18 protein-coding genes are annotated in these 21,400 nt (G+C 53.9%); 6 read left to right on the top strand and 12 right to left on the bottom strand.

Annotation, left to right across the window (positions count from 1 at the left end):
* Position 1: 1 nt before the first annotated feature.
* Positions 2 to 1,456: a mannitol dehydrogenase family protein gene (locus TH25_RS10360; RefSeq protein ID WP_114088354.1), complete on the top strand. Its 1,455-nt coding sequence runs from the start codon at positions 2 to 4 to the stop codon at positions 1,454 to 1,456.
* Between the two features lie 224 nt (positions 1,457 to 1,680).
* Positions 1,681 to 3,003 (top strand): DUF445 domain-containing protein, encoded by a 1,323-nt coding sequence (locus tag TH25_RS10365; protein WP_114088355.1) that lies wholly within the window; start codon positions 1,681 to 1,683, stop codon positions 3,001 to 3,003.
* 73 nt (positions 3,004 to 3,076) lie between these two features.
* Here TH25_RS10365 and TH25_RS10370 read toward each other — a convergent pair whose 3' ends face one another.
* Positions 3,077 to 4,741, bottom strand: a complete 1,665-nt coding sequence (locus TH25_RS10370; RefSeq protein ID WP_114088356.1) for a methyl-accepting chemotaxis protein — start codon at positions 4,739 to 4,741, stop codon at positions 3,077 to 3,079.
* 506 nt (positions 4,742 to 5,247) lie between these two features.
* On the opposite strand from TH25_RS10370, the gene TH25_RS10375 reads away from it, so the two are divergent.
* Positions 5,248 to 6,069, top strand: a complete 822-nt coding sequence (locus TH25_RS10375) for a M55 family metallopeptidase (RefSeq protein WP_114088357.1) — start codon at positions 5,248 to 5,250, stop codon at positions 6,067 to 6,069.
* A gap of 106 nt (positions 6,070 to 6,175) precedes the next feature.
* Here the strand turns inward: TH25_RS10375 and TH25_RS10380 are convergent, their stop codons facing one another.
* The 6 genes from TH25_RS10380 to TH25_RS10405 form a co-directional block, all read right to left on the bottom strand.
* Positions 6,176 to 7,219, bottom strand: a complete 1,044-nt coding sequence (locus TH25_RS10380; protein ID WP_220151383.1) for a DmpA family aminopeptidase — start codon at positions 7,217 to 7,219, stop codon at positions 6,176 to 6,178.
* 25 nt (positions 7,220 to 7,244) lie between these two features.
* A complete protein-coding gene (locus TH25_RS10385) occupies positions 7,245 to 8,147 on the bottom strand; it encodes an ABC transporter permease subunit (RefSeq protein WP_114088358.1) in 903 nt (300 codons plus the stop codon).
* A 9-nt stretch (positions 8,148 to 8,156) separates the two neighbouring features.
* Positions 8,157 to 9,077 carry an ABC transporter permease subunit gene (locus tag TH25_RS10390; RefSeq protein ID WP_114088359.1) on the bottom strand — a complete coding sequence of 307 codons (921 nt, stop codon included), beginning with the start codon at positions 9,075 to 9,077 and terminating at the stop codon, positions 8,157 to 8,159.
* A 69-nt stretch (positions 9,078 to 9,146) separates the two neighbouring features.
* Positions 9,147 to 10,691: a glutathione ABC transporter substrate-binding protein gene (locus TH25_RS10395; protein ID WP_114088360.1), complete on the bottom strand. Its 1,545-nt coding sequence runs from the start codon at positions 10,689 to 10,691 to the stop codon at positions 9,147 to 9,149.
* A gap of 66 nt (positions 10,692 to 10,757) precedes the next feature.
* Positions 10,758 to 12,587 carry an ABC transporter ATP-binding protein gene (locus TH25_RS10400; RefSeq protein ID WP_114088361.1) on the bottom strand — a complete coding sequence of 610 codons (1,830 nt, stop codon included), beginning with the start codon at positions 12,585 to 12,587 and terminating at the stop codon, positions 10,758 to 10,760.
* Positions 12,588 to 12,652: 65 nt separating this feature from the next.
* Positions 12,653 to 12,952, bottom strand: coding sequence for a hypothetical protein (locus tag TH25_RS10405; protein WP_147253007.1), 300 nt, complete (start codon positions 12,950 to 12,952; stop codon positions 12,653 to 12,655).
* Here TH25_RS10405 and TH25_RS10410 point away from each other — a divergent pair.
* A complete protein-coding gene (locus TH25_RS10410; protein ID WP_114088363.1) occupies positions 12,934 to 13,878 on the top strand; it encodes an isoaspartyl peptidase/L-asparaginase family protein in 945 nt (314 codons plus the stop codon). The genes TH25_RS10405 and TH25_RS10410 overlap by 19 nt on opposite strands.
* Positions 13,879 to 13,922: 44 nt before the next feature.
* Here TH25_RS10410 and TH25_RS10415 read toward each other — a convergent pair whose 3' ends face one another.
* Entirely contained in the window at positions 13,923 to 14,822 is a 900-nt protein-coding gene (locus TH25_RS10415; RefSeq protein ID WP_181847535.1) for a LysR family transcriptional regulator, read from the bottom strand.
* A gap of 299 nt (positions 14,823 to 15,121) precedes the next feature.
* Between TH25_RS10415 and TH25_RS10420 the strand changes: the two genes are divergently transcribed.
* Positions 15,122 to 16,219: a four-carbon acid sugar kinase family protein gene (locus TH25_RS10420; RefSeq protein WP_181847537.1), complete on the top strand. Its 1,098-nt coding sequence runs from the start codon at positions 15,122 to 15,124 to the stop codon at positions 16,217 to 16,219.
* Position 16,220: 1 nt separating this feature from the next.
* Entirely contained in the window at positions 16,221 to 16,943 is a 723-nt protein-coding gene (locus TH25_RS10425; protein WP_114088366.1) for a FadR/GntR family transcriptional regulator, read from the top strand.
* On the opposite strand, the gene TH25_RS10430 is transcribed toward TH25_RS10425, so the two are convergent.
* Genes TH25_RS10430 through TH25_RS10445 form a run of 4 tightly spaced genes read right to left on the bottom strand, consistent with a single transcriptional unit; the run spans position 16,940 to position 21,145 of the window.
* Positions 16,940 to 18,064, bottom strand: coding sequence for an iron-containing alcohol dehydrogenase (locus TH25_RS10430; RefSeq protein WP_114088367.1), 1,125 nt, complete (start codon positions 18,062 to 18,064; stop codon positions 16,940 to 16,942). The two genes, TH25_RS10425 and TH25_RS10430, sit on opposite strands and share 4 nt — an antisense overlap.
* Entirely contained in the window at positions 18,061 to 18,990 is a 930-nt protein-coding gene (locus TH25_RS10435) for a dihydrodipicolinate synthase family protein (RefSeq protein ID WP_114088368.1), read from the bottom strand. Before TH25_RS10435 ends, TH25_RS10430 begins: the two co-directional genes overlap by 4 nt.
* Positions 18,987 to 19,940, bottom strand: coding sequence for a 4-hydroxythreonine-4-phosphate dehydrogenase PdxA (gene pdxA / locus TH25_RS10440; protein ID WP_114088369.1), 954 nt, complete (start codon positions 19,938 to 19,940; stop codon positions 18,987 to 18,989). The genes TH25_RS10435 and pdxA overlap by 4 nt, the downstream gene beginning before the upstream one ends.
* Complete coding sequence (locus TH25_RS10445; protein ID WP_220151384.1) at positions 19,937 to 21,145, bottom strand: sialidase family protein; 1,209 nt, start codon at positions 21,143 to 21,145, stop codon at positions 19,937 to 19,939. Before TH25_RS10445 ends, pdxA begins: the two co-directional genes overlap by 4 nt.
* Positions 21,146 to 21,400 lie beyond the last annotated feature (255 nt).

The following is a 21,400-nucleotide window of genomic DNA, read 5'->3' on the forward strand; positions in this document are numbered from 1 at the left end:
CATGACGGGATCATCTCAGTCCGCCAGTACAGGTTGGCCGCAAAATCCGCTGGGTGATGCGGGCAATGGTATTGTCCATATTGGTGTGGGCGCGTTTCATCGCGCCCATCAGGCGGTCTATACCCAACAAGCGATGCAGGCCGCTGGCGGGGACTGGCGCATTATTGGCGTCACCCCGCGCAGTACCGATATCGCCGATCAGTTAAATGCCCAGGATGGGGCGTTTTGTGTGGTTGTGCGCAACCCCGCCGGGGATGAATGCCAAACCATTCACACCATTTCCCATGTGCTGGCCGCCGCGCGCGAGCCTGAAGCCGTGTTTGATGCGTTATGCGACCCCGCCATTCGTATTGTGACCTTAACTGTCACGGAAAAGGCCTATGGCATTGACCGGCAGACCATGAAAGTATCGTCGGATCATCCGGCGATCGCCCATGATCTGGCCCATCCCGGCCAGCCGACAGGCGTGATTGGCATACTGACCGAGGCTCTGCGCCGCCGTCGTGATATGGGCCATGCGCCCTTTACCTGTCTGTGCTGCGATAATTTGCCGGAAAATGGCGCGGTGTTGCGCGCCGGGATGGTTGATTTCGCCAGTCGCCTTGATGCCGACCTTGGCGACTGGATTGCACAAAATGTGCATTTCCCAAGTTCGATGGTGGACCGCATCACCCCGGCATCCACCGATGCCACCTATGAAACGGTCCGTGCCATGACCGGCCATGACGATGCCTGCGCGGTTGAAACCGAACCGTTTTCGCAATGGGTGATCGAGGATGACTTTCCCATCGGCCGCCCGGCCTGGGAAAAGGCCGGTGTTTTGATGGTCGATGATGTTCGCCCTTACGAACATATGAAGCTGCGCATGCTTAATGGCAGTCATTCGCTGATTGCCTATTTGGGGCAACTGGCGGGCTATAAATATGTGCGCGATGTGATGGCCGATGAAGATTGCGCCAAACTGGTCCGTCATCATATGGATGCCGCTGCGGCAACATTGACACCGCTGGCGGAACTGGATTTTGCCGATTATGCCAATGACCTGGTGGCACGGTTCTGTAACCCGGCCATTGCCCATGAAACCCGGCAAATTGCGATGGATGGCACGGAAAAACTGCCGCAACGTCTGCTGGCACCAGCATTGGAAGCCGCAAATGCCGGGTCGGATATGTCCAGTTTTGCCCTGGCGGTTGCCATGTGGATGGCCTATGTCCACAAGCTGGTGGCAGAGGGGCAGGGGGACCGTATTTCTGATCCGCGAAAGGACGAAATCGCCACCGCCCTGTCAGAAGCACAGAATGCGGATGCTGTTTATGAACGCTTGGTTGCCTTGCCCGGCCTGTTCACCCCGGCATTGCTGGCCCATGAGCCGTGGCAGCCAGCTGTCACAAACTGGCTGACTGTTATCCTGAATGACGGGGTTCTTGCCGCTGTTCGCAAACAGATTGCGGCGTAATCCGGGCATTCGTGACGCCGCGACCAAAGCGATGATGTTAAAACCCGCTCCTTGCAAACAGGGGCGGGTTTTTTCAGGTTATTCGTGTCACCTTGTTTGATACTGCGTTTGGCAGGGGTAAGGCCCTGATTGCAAAAGGGGATGGATACGCCTATCTCCAGTGCGCAGGTGTTAAGGGCCACACGGTGTTTTACCCTGCAGGTTCAAACAGGCAGGGACGATATATGAGCAAACCCGCGATGCTTTCTGCACCGCCCGTTGGCCCGGATAACAAGGCACGTGCGCAAAAACTGGCTGCCAAAAAACGGCTTGCCCTGTTAACGCTGCTTTTTGCCTGTGGCTGTTTTGTTGGCCTGACAGTTTATGATCCCGACCACCAAAGTTGGTGGGTGGGGTTGTTTGTGGCAATGGCCGAGGCGGCAATGATTGGTGGTCTGGCGGACTGGTTTGCCATTGTTGCGCTGTTTCGTCATCCGCTGGGCCTTAAAATTCCCCATACCGCGATCATCCCGCGCAGCAAGGATAAAATTGCCCGTAATCTGGCCGATTTCATTTGCGACCATTTCCTGGGCAAGGATCATGTGCTGGAAAAAATTCGCGAATTTGACCCGGCAGACCGGCTGGCGAAATATTGTGCCAATCCCCAAACATCGGCGCAAATGGCCGATCTGGTGGTGAAGTTTGCCCCGCGCCTGATGTATTTGCTGGATAGTGCCGAATTGCAGGAATTTGTGCGCACAACAACCCGCGAAAAACTGCGCGAGGCGGATGTTGGCAAACTTTCGGCCCGGTTTATCACCATCCTGACCCAGGATGGCCGCCATCATGAAATGGTCGACAGCCTGTTAAATGATATTGCCGATTTCACCAATAGTGATGAAACCCGCAATATGCTGGCCGATAAAATTGCCGGTGAATTATGGTCGGTGCTGCGCTGGGTGAACCTTGATAAGGCAGTTGCCGATAATATTACCGAAAAGGTGGCCGTTGGCCTGCGCGAACTGATCCAGGATCTGGCCGACAACAAGGACCACGAACTGCGCCTGAAATTTGAAAATAAAATCCCGGTTTTTATTGACCGTTTGCAAACAGACCCGGTTTTGCGCGCGCGCCTTGACCAGTTTCGCGACCGAATGCTCGATAATCAGGAATTATCGGATTATATCGCCCATATCTGGCGCAAAACCCTGAACTGGTTGCGTTCCGACCTTGCCAATCCACAATCGGAAATTCGCCGCGCCATTATCGGGGCGTCGCAAAATATCGGCACCAAACTGGATGCTGATCCGGATATGAAAAACTGGCTTAACCTGTGGGTTCTGGAAACGGTGGACCCTTATATTGGCGAATATCGCGAAAAGATCCGCCATTTCATCAAGGAGCGGGTACAGGCCTGGAGTGCCGATGAACTGACCGCCCAGCTTGAACTGGCGATGGGTAGCGATTTGCAGTCAATCCGTCTGAATGGAACGCTGGTTGGGGCGCTGATCGGCGGGGTTTTGTTTGCAACCATGCAGTTTATCGGCTGGTTGACCGTGCAGTTTTAAAAAAGGGCTGGCGATTATCGCCAGCCCCGAACATCATCAAACAGTGCTGTCTGTTTGTCCTTAAAAGCGTTTCTCAGGCCGCTTTAACCGAGGTCAGGAAGGTTTCGACCTTCTTGCTCAGCTCCTCGGCCTGCCGGGACAGATCGCCCGATGCCGACAGGACCTGTTCGGCAGCGGCCCCGGTGGAGGACGCGGCTTCGTTAACCCCGTGAATGTTCGATGTCACTTCGCGGGTGCCAGAGGAAGCTTCCCGGACATTGCGGGTGATTTCTTCTGTGGCGGCACCCTGTTGTTCAACCGCACTGGCAATGGATGCCGCGATTTCATTGATTTCGGTAATGGTGCTGCTGATCGACTGGATCGCGTCGACAGCCCCATTGGTCTCCTGCTGAATGCCGGTGATCTGGCTGGTGATGTCGTCGGTTGCCTTGGAGGTGGCATTGGCAAGGTTTTTGACCTCGGCGGCAACAACGGCAAAGCCTTTGCCCGCTTCACCGGCGCGTGCGGCCTCAATCGTGGCATTCAGGGCCAACAGGTTGGTTTGGGCGGCGATGTCACTGATCAGACCAACCACATCACCAATTTTTTGCGCCGCCTCGGCCAGGCCACGAACCTGGGTATTGGTCCTGTCTGCTTCGGCAACCGCCTTGTTGGCCACCTGGGCAGACTGACTGACCCTTTGCGAGATCTGCGCAATGGAGGCAGTAAGCTGTTCCGATGCCCCGGCAACGGTTTCCACATTGTTCGATGCCTGTTCGGCTGCCGCAGCAACGGCAGTGGACTGGCGGCTGGTTTCTTCGGCGGTTGCCGTCATCGAGGTGGCGGTTGCCTGCATTTCTGTTGCGGCGGATGCCACGGTTCTCAGAACGGCGGAAACATCGGCATCAAAATCGTTGGTGAGCTTGTCAATCAGTTGTGCGCGTTCTTCCCGGCGTTTTTGTGCCTTGACCTCTTCGGCGGCCAGCTCTTCGGCTTTGATCATGTTTTCCTTGAACACGATCACGGCAGCGGCCATTTCGCCAACTTCATCCTTGTGGTCCGTTCCCGGAATTTCAACGGTTTTATCGCCTTCCGACAATTTCCGCATTGAGTCCGTAATTGTCACGATCGGGCGCGAAATACCATTGCCAATGATCCATGCTGCCGCAATTCCAAAGATAACGGCAAGGGCTGCAAGAATTTCACCGGTGACGATCGCCTGCTGGTTTTCCGCGATGACACTGGTTCCCAGCTCATTTTGTTCTTCGGTGATGGTATCGGTAAATTTATCAAGACTGACTCTTAACTTTCCCCCGATCGGACGGATTTTATTATCCAGAATACGTTCCTGCTCGTCCGGGTTTTTGATGGCCAGCAGGATGTTAAACTGGGAAACAAAATCGCTGATATTGTTATTAACATCCTGAATGATCTGGTCTCTTTCCGGCGACACGATCAGCTCCTTGAGTTGTTTTCCAAGCTCAAGCGATTGATTCATATTTTTCAGGGCCCGGTCAGAAAGCTCTTTCGAGGGGTTATCTTTATACATTCGTGCGACAAGCCGCGTGTCGAGAATGTTGGTCAGCATGTTGTTTGCGATATTGGACTGCTTGGCAATAAGCTGATAGCGCTGAAAGTTTTCGTTGCCTGATTGCAGGGCAAGGACGCCGGTAATGGCGATCGCCAGTAAAAGGACGAGGATTATTCCAAACCCAGAAGAGATTTTATAGGAAATCTTTATATTTTTAAGGAAGTTCATTCAGTGAAGCTCCGGAGGTTGGGTGGGTGAGTTCGCAGAGCCGGTTTGTGCCAGTTGCGTATAAAATTCGCGTTGTTATATGTCGGCACAAGAAAATGAAGCCGATCCGGACAGATATGCCTTTTATGTATAAGGAGAAGTTGAAGTAATATACTAAAGGCGAATTTGACAACCCGATCATATAGGATTCAATTTAAGAATTCTTCAAAAAAATTGTTTAATTTTATGTAATATATGTGTTTTTTGCGATGGAGGCGGGCGGGAATTTCACGCAAAAATTTTTTGAAACAGCGAGATACAATAAGAGGAAGTGTAGATTTATGCTTTTGCGATCAGAAAGTGTGTTGATGGCGGGCGCTTTTGTAACTGTCAGTTTTCCGCCTGGCCAGATTTGAACTGGCTGTAACAATTTTGCGGCATATACCATGTTAAATAGGCATTGGCCGTATTTTGCTGTCCGGACGTAGGATTTTGGGGAAAATTCTATCAGGGACACGGAGTATAAAATGCGAATTATGATATCGGTCGATATTGAAGGTGTTGCTGGCGTTAACGAGACGATACAGGGGCGTCGCGGCAACCCGGAATATGAGGTTGCCCGTCGCTTGATGACACAAGAAGCAAATGCCGCCATCGCCGGGGCCTTTGATGGAGGGGCAAGCGACGTTATCGTTGCGGATTCTCATGGTCCGATGCGCAATATCATTGCCGAGGATCTGGACGAACGGGCGCGCCTTGTGTCGGGCAAGCCCCGGCCGCTCTCTATGATTCAGGGGATTGATGACAACCATGATGGTGTTGTTTTGATCGGCTATCACGGTGCGGCATCGAATAGCGGGGTGATGGCCCATACCGTTAGCGGCATGGCGTTTCATTCGATCGAGATTAATGGCATTCGTGCCGGTGAACCGACGCTGTTTGGCGGATATGCCGCCGAGATTGGCGTGCCGTTGCTTGCCGTCAGTGGCGATGATTGCCTGGCACAGGAAATTTCCGAACAGTTCCCCGCAGCGCGCCGGATTGTCGTGAAGGAGGCACTAGGCGCCCATGCGGCCAACAGCCTCTCACCCGCCCGCGCGCGTGATCTGATCCGGCGTGAGGTGGCTGATGCTGTTGCCAAATCGGCACAGGCCAAAGTTGAAGCCCCGTGCCAGATGCCGCTTGATGTCGCGGTGCGGTTCCATAAATCGCTTTATGCCGATGCGGCTGCATTATTGCCGATTATGGAACGGGCAGATGCCCATACAGTGTGTTTTCAGGCAAAAAGCCACGCCACGGCAATCGGCGTTATTTCGGCATTGTCGCTGATGATTGCAGGCCTGCAATAATCAGTTTTTTGACGGATTAACAAAAACAAACAGCGGTTTGCATTAAAAAATAAAAGGGTCCGGCATGGTGTCCGGGCCCTTTATGTTCGTCACAGGTAAGCGGGCGTTAACTGGCGCGTGTCAGAAAGGCTTGAAATTCGGGCAGGGTTTTGCCCGTATATCCCGCACTCGCACGCCCAAACCACATGGCGTTCAGCACGGCTTCCTCAACCGCTTCGACAGTGGCATGAAAAAAGACATTCATGCTGTTTTCGGCAAGCCGGGTGGCGTCATATTGCATCGTGCCGGTGCGCGAATGGCTGTTTTGGGTGGAAAAGGCAATGGCAATGTCGCCGCTTTGATGACCCCAGAAACTGCCCATCCGGCCCAGTGCCGCGCCAGCCCGTTTGGAAATTCGGCCCAACTGGCGGGAATCCAGCGGGGCGTCGGTTGCCAGCACAATAATGATGGAGCCTTTATCCTGGGCATCGGGCATGGCGGGGTTAAAGGCCGCGTATTTTTTGCCCAGAACCCGCAATTCCGATTTTTGCCCAAAATTGGACAGGACAAGGGCGCCAAGATGATACCGGGACGATCCATCAACCGTGACCAGCCGGGATGCAGACCCGATACCGCCGGTAAAGCCAAAGGTTTTCATGCCGGTCCCCGCGCCAACGGTGCCCTGCTCGAAATTTTCGTCGGCCTGGTCAATGGCGTGATCCACCATTTCCTCGGTCACATGAAAGGCCTGGATGTCGTTAACCACACCGTCATTGCATTCCAGCACCAGCGGATTGACGGTTGCGGTTTTGCGACCGATGGCCGGGTTTTGGCGAATGGCCCGTTTGATCAGGGCTTTGCCACAATCCCCAACCGCAAATGTATTGGTCAGGACAATCGGTGTTTCGATTTCACCCAGCTCGTCAAGCTGCACAAGGCCGATGCTTTTGCCAAAGCCGTTTAACACGGCAGAGGCGGCATGAACCGGCCGGTCAAACAGATCGCCGCCATGTGGCAAAATGGCCGTAACACCGGTTCGTGCTGTCGTGCCTTGATTAAGAGTAGTATGCCCCACCTTAACACCGGGAACATCGGTAATCAGGTTTTTTGGCCCGGTCGGGTGTACCCACCAATCACCAGGCGACATGTTGTCGCGAAATTGCACAGTCATGTTTTTCTGCCGTTCGGGTTGCAGCTTATTCCCTGTCAAGTTTCGGGTCGAGTGCGTCATGCAGACCATCGCCCAGAATATTGAAGGATAGTACCGTAATGAAGATGGCAAGCCCCGGGAACAGGGTCAGGTGCCATTCACCCGCCATCATGTAATCGCGCCCTGTCGAAAGCATCGCCCCCCATTCGGCCGTGGAGGGTTCCACACCCAGGCCAAGGAATGACAGGCTGGTTGCGGTGATAATGGAGGTACCAATACGCATGGTGAAATAAACGATCACCGCGCCCAAAACACCGGGCAGAATGTGACGGAACATGATGATGAAGTCCGACGCCCCCGCCGCACGGGCAGCTTCGACATAGGTGCTTTCTTTATGGGCCAGTGTGCCGGAACGCACGATACGGGCAAATGCCGGAACACTGAAAATGGCGACGGCCACAATCACGTTGGTCAGGCCCGGGCCAAGAATGGCGACAATGCCAATGGCAAGCAACATGCCGGGAAAGGCAAACAGAACATCCGACACCCGCATGGTGCAGGCATCCAGCCAGCCGCCATAATACCCGGCAAAAAGCCCGGCCAGAACACCAATGACAGCACCGACAGAGACCGAGGTAAAGCCGATAAACATCGACAATTTGGCCCCGTTTAACAAACGGGCGAAAATATCGCGGCCAAATTCGTCGGTCCCGGCCCAATGCAGGGCGCTTGGCGTTTGCAGCGTGTTCATATAGTCAAAGCTGTCTGGCCCGAAGGGCAAAATAAACGGGGCCAGAAAGGCGGTGACATACATCAGCAACAGAAAAATGCCTGCTGCGACGGCGATTTTGCGTTTGCCAAACCGTTTCCAGAATTCCTTGAACGGACTGGTCGCTTTTTCGTCGGGGGCCGGGGCCGCATCAATGACGATTTCGGGTTGTTGCGTCATCACGGTATCCTAGCTATAGCGAATTTTCGGGTTGATCAGCCCGTAAAGGACATCAACCAAAAGATTGATCAGCAGAAATTCAAGCGAGAAGATCATGATCTCGGCCTGAACAACGGTGTAGTCACGGAAACGGATCGCATCGAGCAAAAGTGCGCCCATGCCCGGCCAGCGAAACACCTGTTCGATCACAATGGAGCCCCCCAGCAAAAAGCCGAACTGAAGGCCCGCCATGGTGACAACAGGGATCAGGGCATTGCGCAGGGCATGTTTCCAGATCACGATCTTTTCCTTCAGGCCCTTGGCCCGTGCGGTGCGAATGTAGTCTTCGCGCACCACCTCGATCACGGCGGACCGGGTAAAGCGGGCCATAATGGCCGCCACACCCGCCCCCAGGGTCAGCGACGGCAGGACAAGGTCCGAAGGACTGTCAAAGCCGCTGGTGCCAAACCAGCCCAACTGGACCGAGAAAAACTGCATTAAAAGCAGCCCCAGCCAGAAAGGCGGCATGGAAATACCCGAAACAGCCGCGAACATGCCAGCATGGTCGCCAATGCTGCCCCGTTTGACAGCCGAAATCACACCCGAGAGCAGGCCAAACAGAACCGACCATCCCAAAGAACACAGGGCCAGCCATACTGTGGGCATAAAGGCCCGGCCAATCATGGTGGTGACGGGCTCGTGTGTGCGCAAAGAGGTGCCGAGATTTCCGCTCAGGATATTGCCAATGAATTTAATGTACTGCTGGTATAAAGGCGCATCCAGATTAAGCGTTCGACGAACGGTCTCCACTTCTTCCAACGTGGCAGTATCGCCCGCCAGCACACGGGCCGGGTCGCCCGGCAGTGCGTGAACAAACAGAAAAACAAATATCGAAATCAGAAACAGAACCGGGATTAGCGCAAAAAGCCGTCGCAGAAAATATTGAACCATTTGGTGCTCTTGGTGTCGGCGGCCCGGTAATATCGGGTGATATTACCGGGCCGGAAGTTTCAGGCGGGCTTATTCTTCAAACGCGGCGTGGGCATATTGCATGGTGCCATCGGGCATCGGGAATGCACCGGTCAGGCCTTTTTTACGGCCTGCAAGGGCATTTTCGATAGCCAGCCAGACAACCGGCTTGTCTTTCCAGATCTGTTTCTGGGCGATGTCATATGCTTCGGCACGTTTTGCCGGATCAGCGCTTTCAAGGGCATCATTAATGGCCTTGTCCACAACCGGGTTGGAATAAAACGCTTCGTTATACATGTTCGGGATCCAGCCTTCGGTCGAATAGACCGGGCGCAGATGCCAGTCGGCATCACCGGTCGAGGGCGACCAGCCACCAATCACCGTATCAAATTCGGCGTTTTCCGGCGTTACGTTGGAACCAAACAGCTTTTCAGCACGGGTTGCGCCTTCCAGCGGAACGATATCAACCTTCACATTGATCTGCGAAAGCTGCTGTTTGATGAACTGCAACATGCGTACTTCGGTCGAGTTGTTACGCGCCCAAAGATTGATCGAGAAACCATCGCCATAACCGGCTTCTTTCATCAGTTCCTTGGCCTTGGCAACATCAGTGGTCAGGGCCGGGGTCTGGGTGGCATGGAACTGGGTTGCCGGGGCAATCGGTGAATCCGGCACAATGGCATGGCCGCCATAAACCACCTGGGTGAAGGCTTTTTTGTCAATCGCCAGGTTAAAGGCTTCGCGAACGCGAATATCCTTGAATTCCTTGCGCATCATGTTCATCGCCATAACCCAGACCGAAATGCCCGGTTTTTCCAGCACTTCGTATTTGTCGGATTCACTGACACGCTTCATCAATTCGGCCGGCAGGATCGGCACGAACTGAACTTCGTCCGACATCAGCATGGAAACACGGGTTCCGTTTTCCGCGACCGGATAGAACGTAACCTTGTCAACCTTCGGCCATTCGGAATCCCAATAGTTTTCGTTCTTGACGACAACCATTTTTTCGCCCGGAACCCATTCCTGGAATTTGAACGGGCCGGTACCAACCGGATGCTTGGCAATGTCTTTGCCATATTTCTTGATCGCAGCCGGGCTTTCCATCACGACCGACGGATGGGCCAGCGTGTTGATCATGGCGCCAAACGGTTTGCTCAGATGAATGACAACGGTGTATTCATCCGGCGTTTCAACCGATTCAACCAGTTTGAACAGGCTGTGTTTTTTCAGATTCAGGCTGGCATCGGCCAGGCGGTCCAGGTTGAATTTGACGGCTTCGGCGTTGAAATCGGTGCCATCCTGAAACTTCACACCCTTGCGCAGATGCAGGGTAAAGGTTTTGGCATCGTCACTGCCTTCCCAACTGGTTGCCAACTGCGGGACCAGCTTCATGTCGCCGTCAAATGCGATCAGGCGTTCGTAAATGCCGTTCGCGACAGAATAATCGACATTGTAGTTGGAATCCTGCGGGTTCAGACCCTGGATGATCTGGTTCAGCGCGATGGAAAGGTCGGCTGCCTGGGCGGCGTGCACGGTGCCAAAGGCCCCGGCAAGCATGGTTGCGCCAAGAACCGCATTTTTCAGATGTTTCATGTGGTAATGCCTCTTTGCTGATCTGAGTGTTTGTTTATTGTTGTTGGATGTTGAAGGACTGGACGTTCATTCCGCTGCGACGAAATGTCCCTGCGAGATTTCCTGCAAGGCAAGCCTGGCAGGAGGATTGTGAATGGAGCGGATCGGACTGGGCACTTCGCCGGTAATGAGCGGGCGGTTTTCAATCCGAAAGGCCGGGTCGGGAATGGGGGCGGCATCCATCAGGCGACGGGTATAGGCATGGCCGGGATGTTCAAACACATTGCGCCGCGGGCCTGTTTCAACAATTTGCCCCAGATACATCACCGCAATGCGATGGCTGACCCGTTCCACCACGGCCATGTCGTGCGAAATAAACAGCCAGGCCAGGCCAAATTTCTGCTGCAAATCCATCATCAGGTTAACCACCTGCGCCTGCACCGAAACGTCCAGGGCCGAGACGGCCTCGTCCGCAATGATCATTTTGGGGTTGGTACCCAGGGCACGCGCAATTGCAATACGCTGGCGCTGCCCGCCAGAAAAGGCATGCGGATAGCGTTTGGCGTGGTCGGCAGAAAGACCGACCTGTTCCAGCAGCCATACCGCGCGATCCATTGCCGATTTCGGCGTTTCAAGTTTGTGAATCAGCATCGGTTCACAAATTGAATACCCCACCGTCAGGCGCGGATTAAGCGAGGCATACGGATCCTGGAAGACAAACTGGATCTGGCGGCGCAGCTTTTGCAAATCCGTATTGGACATGGATGACATGTCCTGGCCGTCAAACATCAAACGGGATGAGCGCGACTGCACCAGTTTCAGGATGGATCGACCCGTGGTGGATTTACCACAACCGGACTCGCCCACAAGACCCAGCGTTTCACCGGGCCAAATATCAAGATCAATGCCCTCAACAGCATGGACACGCTTGGTGGTTTTGCTCAGCAATCCTTCCTTGATGTCGAAATGCGTGGTTAATTCACGCACCGACAAAAGCGGCGGCTTTGAATAATCAATTATGCTTGCCGGGGTGGTTTCCTCCACCGCTTCCTTGCCCGGAATGACAAACCGTTTGGGCAGATCACTGCCCTTCATGGAGCCCAGGCGCGGCACAGCCTGCAACAGGGCCTTGGTATAGGGATGCTGCGGATTGGCAAAAACATCCTTGACCTTGCCTTCCTCGACCTTTTCGCCGTGATACATCACCACCACGCGATCGGCGATTTCGGAAACAACGCCCATATCGTGGGTGATAAACAGCACCGACATGCTGTTTTCAACCTGCAAATCGTGAATAAGCCGCAAAATCTGTGCCTGAATGGTCACGTCAAGCGCCGTTGTCGGTTCATCGGCGATCAGCAATTGCGGGCGACACGAAAGGGCCATTGCAATCATGACACGCTGACGCATCCCGCCCGAAAGATGGTGCGGATAGCGTTTCATGACATTGCTGGCATCGGGGATACGGACCTTTTCCAGAACCTCGATGGCGATCCTGGTGGCTTCCTTGCGCGATTTTTTCTGGTGGGTGGCAATTGCCTCGATCAACTGTTCGCCAATGGTGAATACCGGGTTAAGCGACGTCATCGGCTCCTGAAAGATCATCGAGATTTCATCGCCCCGCAGGGTGCGGGCGTTCTCGTCATCAAGTTTGCAAATATCAACGGTTTTGCCGTTTCGCAGTTGCAAATTGATCGATCCATCGGTGATCTTGCCGTTACCAAATTCGATCAGGCGCATCAGCGACAGCGCGGTAACGGATTTTCCCGACCCGGACTCACCGACAATGGCGACGGTTTCGCCTTTGTAAACGTCAATATCCAAACCCTTAACGGCAGTGACAGGTGCGTTTTCATTGCCAAAGGCAACAGTCAGGTTGCGGACGGATAACAGTGTCGGGCGCGTTTGTTCAGCCATTCAATATTCCCTGAAACTCGGTCACGGTATCGGTTGCCGTAAGGTTTTTTGTTTGTGCTGTGACGTTAACCATCGATGATCGCTTCTGCCAAAGCTGTTTTGGCAACATCTATGCCGATTTTGCATAGTTTTTCGTAATGGCCTGTTTTTGCAGGTGCGAAAGGGCCTTGGCGCAAACTTTGATGATGGTTCATTTTTATCAAATCGGGCTTTTGAAACGCCTGAAACTCTATGCCGTGAGGGTATGAGACCCCCAAAGCGCGCCAAAACCCGGCCTTGTCAGGTCCCCCGGCTGCCATAAAATGCCCGCATTCAAATTTTCCGTTTTTCAACCCGGAGCCTTCATATGACCCATCGCTTTTCACTGGCCGTTCATGGCGGTGCAGGGACGATTTTGCGCAGCAAAATGACCGCCGAAAAAGAAGCCGCCTATCATGCCGGTTTGAAAACGGCATTGCAGGCCGGATATGCGGTGCTGGAAAAAGGCGGATCAGCGGTTGATGCCGTGGTGGAGGCCGTTTGTGCCCTGGAAGACAACCCGTTATTCAATGCCGGACGCGGGGCGGTTTTTACAAGCGATGGCAAGCATGAAATGGATGCTGCCGTCATGGAAGGCACACAGCGCAATGTTGGTGCCATTGCCGGTATTTGTGGCCCGCGCAATCCTGTTCGGCTGGCGCGCGAGGTGCTGGATCATTCCGACCATGTGTTCTTTGGTGCGGATGCCGCGCTGGCAATTGCACAAAAAGCGGGGTTGCCATTTGAGGACGCCGATTATTTTCACACCGATGCCCGCTGGAATGCCTTGCAGGAAACGTTGAAGTTACGCGCCCAGGGCCTGGAAAGCGACGACCCCGCCCGGCGTCATGGCACGGTTGGCGCAGTTGCGCGCGATGTCAACGGGCAGGTGGCTGCCGCGACCTCGACCGGGGGTATGACGGCCAAGGCCCCGGGCCGGATTGGTGACACACCGGTGATTGGCGCGGGCACATTTGCCGATAATGCCACCTGTGCGGTGTCGGCCACCGGGCATGGCGAGGTTTTTATTCGCTATTGTGCGGCCCATGAAATTGCGGCCCGCATGCGCCATGCAGGGCAAAGCCTGGCCGATGCGGCCAACCATGTGGTGATGGAAGACCTGGGCAAAAATGACGGTTCTGGCGGGTTGATTGCCGTGGATGGCGCGGGCAATGTTGTCATGCCGATGAACAGCGAAGGCATGTATCGTGGCGTTGTCACCCAGGATGGCCGGTTCGAGACCTATATCTATAGCGATGAAACGCCCGCCTAAGCTGCGTGGGGTTATGCCTGGCCCGTCCCTGTTTTTGCGACGGGTCAGGTAATATCGGCCAGCGCATCCCATAATTTGCGGGTAATGGACCGTTTGGTATCCGCCTTGCGGTAAATTTGAATGTCCAGGGCATGGCGCCAGCTTGCGGCATCAATTTCAACCAGTTCGCCGCGCGCAAGTTCCGTTTTGGCGCAGCTTTCGGGCACCAGTGTCAGGGCGCCAAATTCAATCGCCATGCGTTTGACAAATTCCGAAGTCGGGCTTTCGCTGATGCGTTTGATTTTTTTGCGTACGATCGGGTTTTGGCTGAAAATCATGCCCTCGATTTCAGCAAAATAGCCATTTTTTGAATAGCCGACATACGGAATTTCTCCGTCTGTATCAGGATGGATAACAGCGTTACCCTGATCATCGGCCGGGGCGACCAGGATCATGTTTTCGCTGGCAAGTGTCATGGCGCGAAACTGGGTGGTGTCAAACAGAACCGGGGCCTTCGGGCTGCAATATTGCAACACAAAATCAATGTCGCCATCGGCCAGATGGCGCACCATGTCATGAAAATTTTCCGTCATGATATGGCTGGTAAACGGGCCAATCGCCTGCTGCACCTGTTTTAACCAGTTTGGAATGAAACTGATGCTGAGCGTGCTGGCCGCCGCAATCCGGATATCCGGGCGGCCGGAATGCTGGATTTGATGAAACTGGGCACGGTCATGGTAAATATCGTGCAGAACATTTTCAGCCGTATCGCGAAACAGGCGGCCTTCTTCCGTCAGGGTAATGGGGTAGGTGCGCCGATCAATCAAATCGGTGCCAATCCAGTTTTCCAGGGCACGAATGCGGCGGCTAAAGGCCGGTTGTGTGACATTGCGTTCCTCGGACGAACGCGAAAAATTGCGTGTCCGGGCCAGTGAGACAAAATCCTCTAGCCATTTTATTTCCATGTTACAAGCCCTTGATCTGACGGTCACAGGCGTGTTGTAGCACTGCATTATGGAATAATGCGATCATATTTGTAATTTCACGTCGGCAATACGGGCTTTTGCCCAATCCCTGATATCCCTGCCAGCTTGCCAATGGGAACGCCCACACGACAGTTTGGTGAAGTTTCCTGTATGGAGACCACCTGACAGGAAACTCAATATTTGTAAAATTGATTTAGGCATTTATTCTCTAATCGTTTATCAATATGAATTAATGCGCTAAGATAATTTGGTAATTTGTAAAATTCGGGAGCATGCCCTTGAGGCATCCTAAACTGTTAATTATTGCGGACGATCTGACAGGTGCGCTGGATGCGGCGTCTCCTTTTGCAATGCAGGGTTTGCGGGTGCAGGTGGCATTGCGTCCCGATGCGCTGGACCAGGTTTTAACGCAAGGGGCGGATATTGTTTCGGTATCAACGGCCAGTCGTGAATTACCGGCATCGGATGCCCGGGGTATTATCCGGAGGGTGCTGTCCGCGGTGCCGCCCGAAACAATGGTGTTCAAAAAGATAGACAGCCGGTTAAAAGGAAATATTGCAGCGGAATTATCCGTATTTGATTTTCAGCGCGCACTGGTCATTCCTGCAATTCCCGCTTTTGAACGCAATGTTAAAAACGGCGCGGTTGTTGGCTTTGGTGTTGACGCGCCAATCGATATTGCCGCGCAATTGGGCGACCTGGCCAAACGCTGTTTATTTCCCGATATATCCAGTGACGACGAAATAGACAGTATTTTTGCGAGAAATCATGGCGCAGATTTGTTTGTTGGGGCCCGTGGTTTGGCTGTTGCACTGGCACGGAAAATGGCCCGTCAGCGGCATGGCGATGAACAATTGCCGCAGTTTGTTGAACCGGTTACGCGCATGACATTTATCGTCGGATCACGCGATCCGATTACAAATGCACAGGTATTGGAACTTTGCGCGCATCGTCAGGATATTGCTTATATGGCGGCAATCGATGGTGTTATCACCTCGCAGGGGGAAACGGCGTTTCCGGCTTGGGCACCTCCAATGACCGAGCCCGCCGCAATGCGGTTGCGGTTAATACAGTCTTTGGCATCGGAAAGCGCATCGAAAACCGCGCTGGACGCGGTCCGGGATATCGCGCGACATATTGCAAAGGACATTAGCTGCCAGAATGACGGGGCCCTGTTCCTGACCGGGGGTGCCACGGCCGAGGCCGTGCTGGGTGAAATGGGAATTGCACAATTTGAATTGCTTGGTGATGTGATTGACGGGGTGCCTTTGGCACGTTGTGAAAATGTGTTGATTATCACCAAATCTGGTGGTTTTGGTGCGCCTGATGCGTTACGGCAGATTGCTGCGAGGATGCTGGGGCAAAGGGAAGGATAAAATGCCAAAAGGAGCACAGAAAGTCGCGCCGCGCAAAAGCCTGGGGGACCTTGTTTTCGAGCGATTGCAAAGAGCGATCAAATCGGGTGCCTATGGGGCGGACGAGAGATTGCCGACAGAATATGATCTGGCATCGGAATTTGAGGTGTCACGACCGATTGTTCGCGAGGCATTGCAGCGTCTGCGCGAGCAGGGGCTGGTATATTCCCGGCAGGGTGCGGGTACCTTTGTGCGCAGTTCTGGCGTGAAGGAGCCGTTGGGCTTTGGTCAGCTAGAAAATATTGCGGATTTGCAAAATTGTTACGAATTTCGTCTGACGATGGAACCGGCCGCCGCCGCCGCCGCTGCAACGCGATATGACGAATTTTCTTTGCAGCATATTGCCGATGCGCTGGATTTGATGCGTGATGCGACAACGCGGCGCCGACATCGCGAGGATGCGGATTTCAGCTTTCATCTGGCAATTGCCCGGGCGTCGGGCAATCATTATTTTTCGACGGCGATGGAGGCCCTGAAAGACCATATTGCCGTGGGCATGCAGTTTCACGGTTTGTCACTGAAAATGACACAGGGTGGATTGCGTCATGTATTTGATGAGCACAAGGCGATATTTGAGGCCATCCGCGACCGTAAACCCGATATCGCGCGTGATTTGATGTTTCAGCATTTAAGCGGGTCGCGCGACCGTCTGTTTGTTGGCCGCGCGACAGCCCGCAATGCCTAAAAGGCATTCAGATAGATGTTAAGCACGTCTTCCTCGGACATTTCCCGCGGGTTATTGTCCATCAGGCGACGAATGGCGTGGGCCTCGCTGGCCCAGGCTGGCAAATCATCCTTGTTTGCTCCATGCGCGGACAGGCGCATTTCCACCCCTAAATCCTGACAGAATTGATAGGCGGATTTTCGCAATTCGTCTTCGTCAGCAGCAGGGGAAAGTCCCAAAGCTGTTTGGATCTCGGCAGTTTTTTCGCGGCATACCGGCAAATTATAAGCCAGAACATGCGGAAAGATAATCGCATTGGCAAGCCCGTGTGGCAGATTAAGCTGTGTACCCAGCGGATAGGCCAGGGCATGACCCGCTGCCGTATTAACCGGCCCGAGGCAAATGCCGCCATAATAAGACGCCAGCATCATGCCCGTGCGCGCTTCAAGGTCGGTGCCATCCTGTACGGCGCGGACCAGATATTTCCCCACAAGGGTCATGCCCATGCGGGCATAGCTGTCAATCAGGTCGTGGGCACGAATATTGGTAAAGGCCTCGACACAATGTGCCATTGCATCAATGCCTGTTGCGGCCGTAACTGCCGGGGGTACTGAAACGGTCAGTTCGGGGTCCAATATTGCGATGTCGGCCAGCAGAAAAGGGCTCTCGACGGCCTTTTTGGCATGTGTTTCGCGATCGGTGATCAGGGCGCGGGTACCCGCTTCGGACCCGGTACCAGATGTGGTGGCGACTTGTGCCAAGGCACTTTTGCGACCATTTACCCGATTGGGACCAACAACATCGTCAAGTGTGTGGTCGCCATCCCACAAGGCGGCAACCAGCTTGGCAACATCCATAACGGACCCGCCGCCCAGGCCAATGACAAGATCGGGCTTTATGGCCCGCGCCTGCGCAAGGGCTGCATTTAGCGCCGAAGTGTCCGGTTCAGGGGGGATATCGGCAAAGACGCGGATGTCGCCGGAAAGCTTCAGGCGTTCGACAAAGCCTTTGGTATGGGTGGTGGCAATGACCAAAATGCGTTTATGGTTCCGGGCCCAGTCATTCAGGCGTTGAATGGCCCCGATGCCGACCTCAACCTGACGCGGCTGATATAGTGTAATGGCGCGTGATATATTGCTCATGCTGTCCTCTGGTCTTTTTCTTCAAGTTCGGCCATGCGGTTCCAGACATCCTGGCGTTCGCTTTCGCCAAGTTCGACAAAGGGTGGGCGCAGCTTGTGCCAGCTTTCGTTGTTTCTGCGCCGTGCAATCATCGCTTTCACGGTGGGCAGTTGAACATAGGCATTGGTTAAATTGCGCCAGGCGATGATACGTTCCTGGGCCTTTGCGACGGCATCGCTTTGGGAAGGGGACTGGTAGTGATCGAATACAAAGCGCAGATCACGGGCAATAAGATTGGAACTGGCGGTAATGCACCCGGCTCCCCCGGCCTCCAGCAGGGGATGCAAAAATGGATCGGCACCGGCCAGAACCGAAAGTTGCGGAAATTTCGCAACCATGCTGCGCATGTTCTCGATATCACCCGAACTATCCTTGATCCCGACAACGATATTGGGGAAATCGGCCAGAAGCCGTTTGATCAGGTCATGCGAAATACTAACCCCGGCAATGGGTGGTATATGATACAGAATGATTTTCAGCCTGTCGGATTTAACCCCTTCGATCAAAGTGGCATAAAAGCGATAAAGCCCTTCATCACTTACATTTTTGTAATAAAAAGGCGGCAGGACAAGGACGCCCCGAACACCACAGCCAACGGCATGGCGCGTCAGATCAAGGGTATCTGCAAGGCTGGGAAGGCCGGTACCTGGCAGTAAATGCCCGGCAGAAATGCCGTTTTCAATGCAGTTTTCCAGAATGGATTTGCGTTCATTAATGCCAAAAGAATTGGCTTCCCCGGTTGATCCCAAAAGGGCAAGCCCGTGGCAGCCTTCTTCGAGCAGGACCTTGCAATGTCGGGCAAAGGTACCGTGATCGGGGTTGCCCTGTGGATCAAGCGGTGTGGCTGCGGCGCAAAATACACCACATATTGGCAAAGTCGATGTCATGCGTTTTTCCCCATCGTGGCGAGTTTGCGGGCATAGGCAATTGCCGAAAGCATGTTTTCATGGTTGGCAATGCCCTTTCCGGCGATGTCAAAGGCTGTGCCGTGATCAACCGAGGTACGGTCAATAGGCAGCCCGACCGAAACATTGACGGCAGTATCAAAGGCAACAAGTTTGATGGGGATGTGCCCCTGATCGTGGTACTGGGCGATGACAAGATCAAAGGCGCCAGAATAGGCACGGTAATAAACCGTATCGGCCGAAATCGGGCCTTGAACATTGATTCCCGTTTCCTGCGCTTTTGCAACGGCAGGGCGGATATTGATATCGTCATCCGTGCCAAACAGGCCCTGTTCGCCGCAATGCGGGTTAATGCCGGCCACGGCAATGCGCGGGTTCTCGATGCCAAGACGTTTCAGGTGCTCATTGCCCGCACAAATGGTGGCAAAAACCCGTTCAGGGGTGCAGCGACGAATGGCGTCTTGCAGTGAAACATGGGTGGAAACGTGGATGACTTTCAGTTTTTCGGACGCCAACAGCATGAAGGCTGTTTTGGACCCGGTCAGGGCGGTTAACATGCCGGTATGGCCGTCATAATGGTGGCCCGCTGCATTCAGGGCTTCCTTGTTGATCGGCGCGGTGACGACACAGCCGATTTTACCGGCCTCGGCATCGCGAACGGCCTTTTCAATAAAGCGAAAGGCGGCATCACCGGCAACCGGGCTCAGAACGCCCCAGGGCAGGGGCGCACCGGGAAAGTCAATATTTTCGACCATGCCATCAAGATCAACATCCTTGCCAATGGCGGCCTTCGCGGCCTCCAGCGTTGCCAGGTTGCCATAAATCCGTGTGCGTGCCCGGTCGGTATCGCTCATGTCGGCGAGGGTTCGGATAATGATCTCCGGACCGACGCCGACAGGATCACCCATTGTAATTCCGATAATATCGCTCATTGCGGGTCTCCATCCAGCCAGCCTGGAGCCAGCCGGATATATTTGATTGCGCGGCGGTGATAGGTGAAGGCAAGGTGCAGGCTGCCATCCGGGCCTTCGGTTAGCGCCGGATAGGAAAGCTCTTTATTTTCGCCATCCAGCGAGTTGTTGCTCAGGCAAGTGCCTGGTCCGTCTTCGACGATTTTGCGTTTGGGGAATGTGTGGCCACCATCGTCGGAAACGCAAAGTGTCAAGGGGGCGCGGGGTACGCCCCAAACCGGCTTGCAGCCGTCTTGTGCGTCAGGTCGGCTGTCGGCAACATCAAGTTCGTCATAAAGCGAATTGCGACGATCCCGCGACATGGCGGCAGAAACCGGATTGCACAACAGGGCAATGCGTCCGTCCGACAGGCGAATGGCCGCAATGGATGAATTGTTGTTTGGTATATCGGTTGCGGCTGGCGGCGACCACGTGCGGCCATCATCATTGCTGTCGCTTCTGAAGACAAAATCAGCCTGTCGGCGGCGATAAAAGGCAACCATCCGCCCGTCATCCAGCGGAACAATTGTCATATGCACGGCCCCTTCGGAACCTGGAATGTCGGTTTGGCTCCAGGTTTGTCCGTGATCCGTGCTGATTGCCAGGGCCGCTGTGTCAAAGCTGCCATTCCAGCGATATCCTGGGCGCGCATTGCATAAAAACAGCGGCAGCAGCCATGCTCCGTCTTTTCGCACAATGATGGGGGCCCGAATGAAAGTCCCGGGTTGCAGCGGCAGGTCCCTTGCAGGATGCGCGATTATTTGACCGGGGTTAGCGGGGGCAACATCAAGGGTGCGGACCCGGACTTTGCTTTGATCCTGGTTGCCGTCCGGTTGTGAGGTGTGAAACAGCAGCAGACCGCCTTTCGGGCTTTGAAACAGAACCGGATTTTGTTCCGATCGGTTGGCATCACCCTCGATACGTGTCGTTTTGCCCCATGTGGTTGCATCTTTGCCAAGCAGACAAAGATGGATGCAAATATCGGATTTGCCTTCCAGGGTGCCGCCAAACCAGGCACAGGCCAGGCTGCCATCCGGCTGCCACGACAAAAATGCCGCGTGGTTTTGCACCGATGGCGATGGCAAAAAGGCTTCGTGGCGGTTTGTTGATATGGCCCGCAATTCGCCAGACATTTGTGCCGCGATCTGGGGCGGTGTTGTTGGTCCGGATGTTCCCAATTTTGTCAAGTTTACCTCCCGATTTCGCTTGAACATCCAGCTTCTTAAAAAAGTTGTCAAGTTGAAACTGATTTTATTTTTGTCATTATTTCCTGTTTTTACGATAATAAAATCAATAATTTCAATAAATTACGTGACAAAAGAATTTTTACCTCTGAACCTGTATTCTATTAATGTTGACAACATTTGTCATTTCGGACATGGTTTGTAAAACAATAAGAGACGGCGTTTCGGGAGGATATCTTTCGTCAGTTCCTGTCCCTT

The sequence above is a fragment of the Thalassospira profundimaris genome (assembly GCF_003326755.1).
In the GTDB taxonomy this organism is placed as follows: domain Bacteria; phylum Pseudomonadota; class Alphaproteobacteria; order Rhodospirillales; family Thalassospiraceae; genus Thalassospira; species Thalassospira profundimaris_B.

What these genes read in the sequence shown, in the direction of transcription:
- TH25_RS10360 (WP_114088354.1), top strand. Translation starts at nt 2, where the DNA reads ATGACGGGATCATCTCAGTCCGCCAGTACAGGTTGGCCGCAAAATCCG.
- TH25_RS10425 (WP_114088366.1), top strand. Translation starts at nt 16,221, where the DNA reads ATGCCAAAAGGAGCACAGAAAGTCGCGCCGCGCAAAAGCCTGGGGGAC.
- TH25_RS10365 (WP_114088355.1), top strand. Translation starts at nt 1,681, where the DNA reads ATGAGCAAACCCGCGATGCTTTCTGCACCGCCCGTTGGCCCGGATAAC.
- TH25_RS10390 (WP_114088359.1), bottom strand. Translation starts at nt 9,077, where the DNA reads ATGGTTCAATATTTTCTGCGACGGCTTTTTGCGCTAATCCCGGTTCTG.
- pdxA (WP_114088369.1), bottom strand. Translation starts at nt 19,940, where the DNA reads ATGAGCGATATTATCGGAATTACAATGGGTGATCCTGTCGGCGTCGGT.
- TH25_RS10400 (WP_114088361.1), bottom strand. Translation starts at nt 12,587, where the DNA reads ATGGCTGAACAAACGCGCCCGACACTGTTATCCGTCCGCAACCTGACT.
- TH25_RS10430 (WP_114088367.1), bottom strand. Translation starts at nt 18,064, where the DNA reads ATGAGCAATATATCACGCGCCATTACACTATATCAGCCGCGTCAGGTT.
- TH25_RS10415 (WP_181847535.1), bottom strand. Translation starts at nt 14,822, where the DNA reads ATGGAAATAAAATGGCTAGAGGATTTTGTCTCACTGGCCCGGACACGC.
- TH25_RS10410 (WP_114088363.1), top strand. Translation starts at nt 12,934, where the DNA reads ATGACCCATCGCTTTTCACTGGCCGTTCATGGCGGTGCAGGGACGATT.
- TH25_RS10385 (WP_114088358.1), bottom strand. Translation starts at nt 8,147, where the DNA reads ATGACGCAACAACCCGAAATCGTCATTGATGCGGCCCCGGCCCCCGAC.
- TH25_RS10380 (WP_220151383.1), bottom strand. Translation starts at nt 7,219, where the DNA reads ATGACTGTGCAATTTCGCGACAACATGTCGCCTGGTGATTGGTGGGTA.
- TH25_RS10370 (WP_114088356.1), bottom strand. Translation starts at nt 4,741, where the DNA reads ATGAACTTCCTTAAAAATATAAAGATTTCCTATAAAATCTCTTCTGGG.
- TH25_RS10375 (WP_114088357.1), top strand. Translation starts at nt 5,248, where the DNA reads ATGCGAATTATGATATCGGTCGATATTGAAGGTGTTGCTGGCGTTAAC.
- TH25_RS10395 (WP_114088360.1), bottom strand. Translation starts at nt 10,691, where the DNA reads ATGAAACATCTGAAAAATGCGGTTCTTGGCGCAACCATGCTTGCCGGG.
- TH25_RS10435 (WP_114088368.1), bottom strand. Translation starts at nt 18,990, where the DNA reads ATGACATCGACTTTGCCAATATGTGGTGTATTTTGCGCCGCAGCCACA.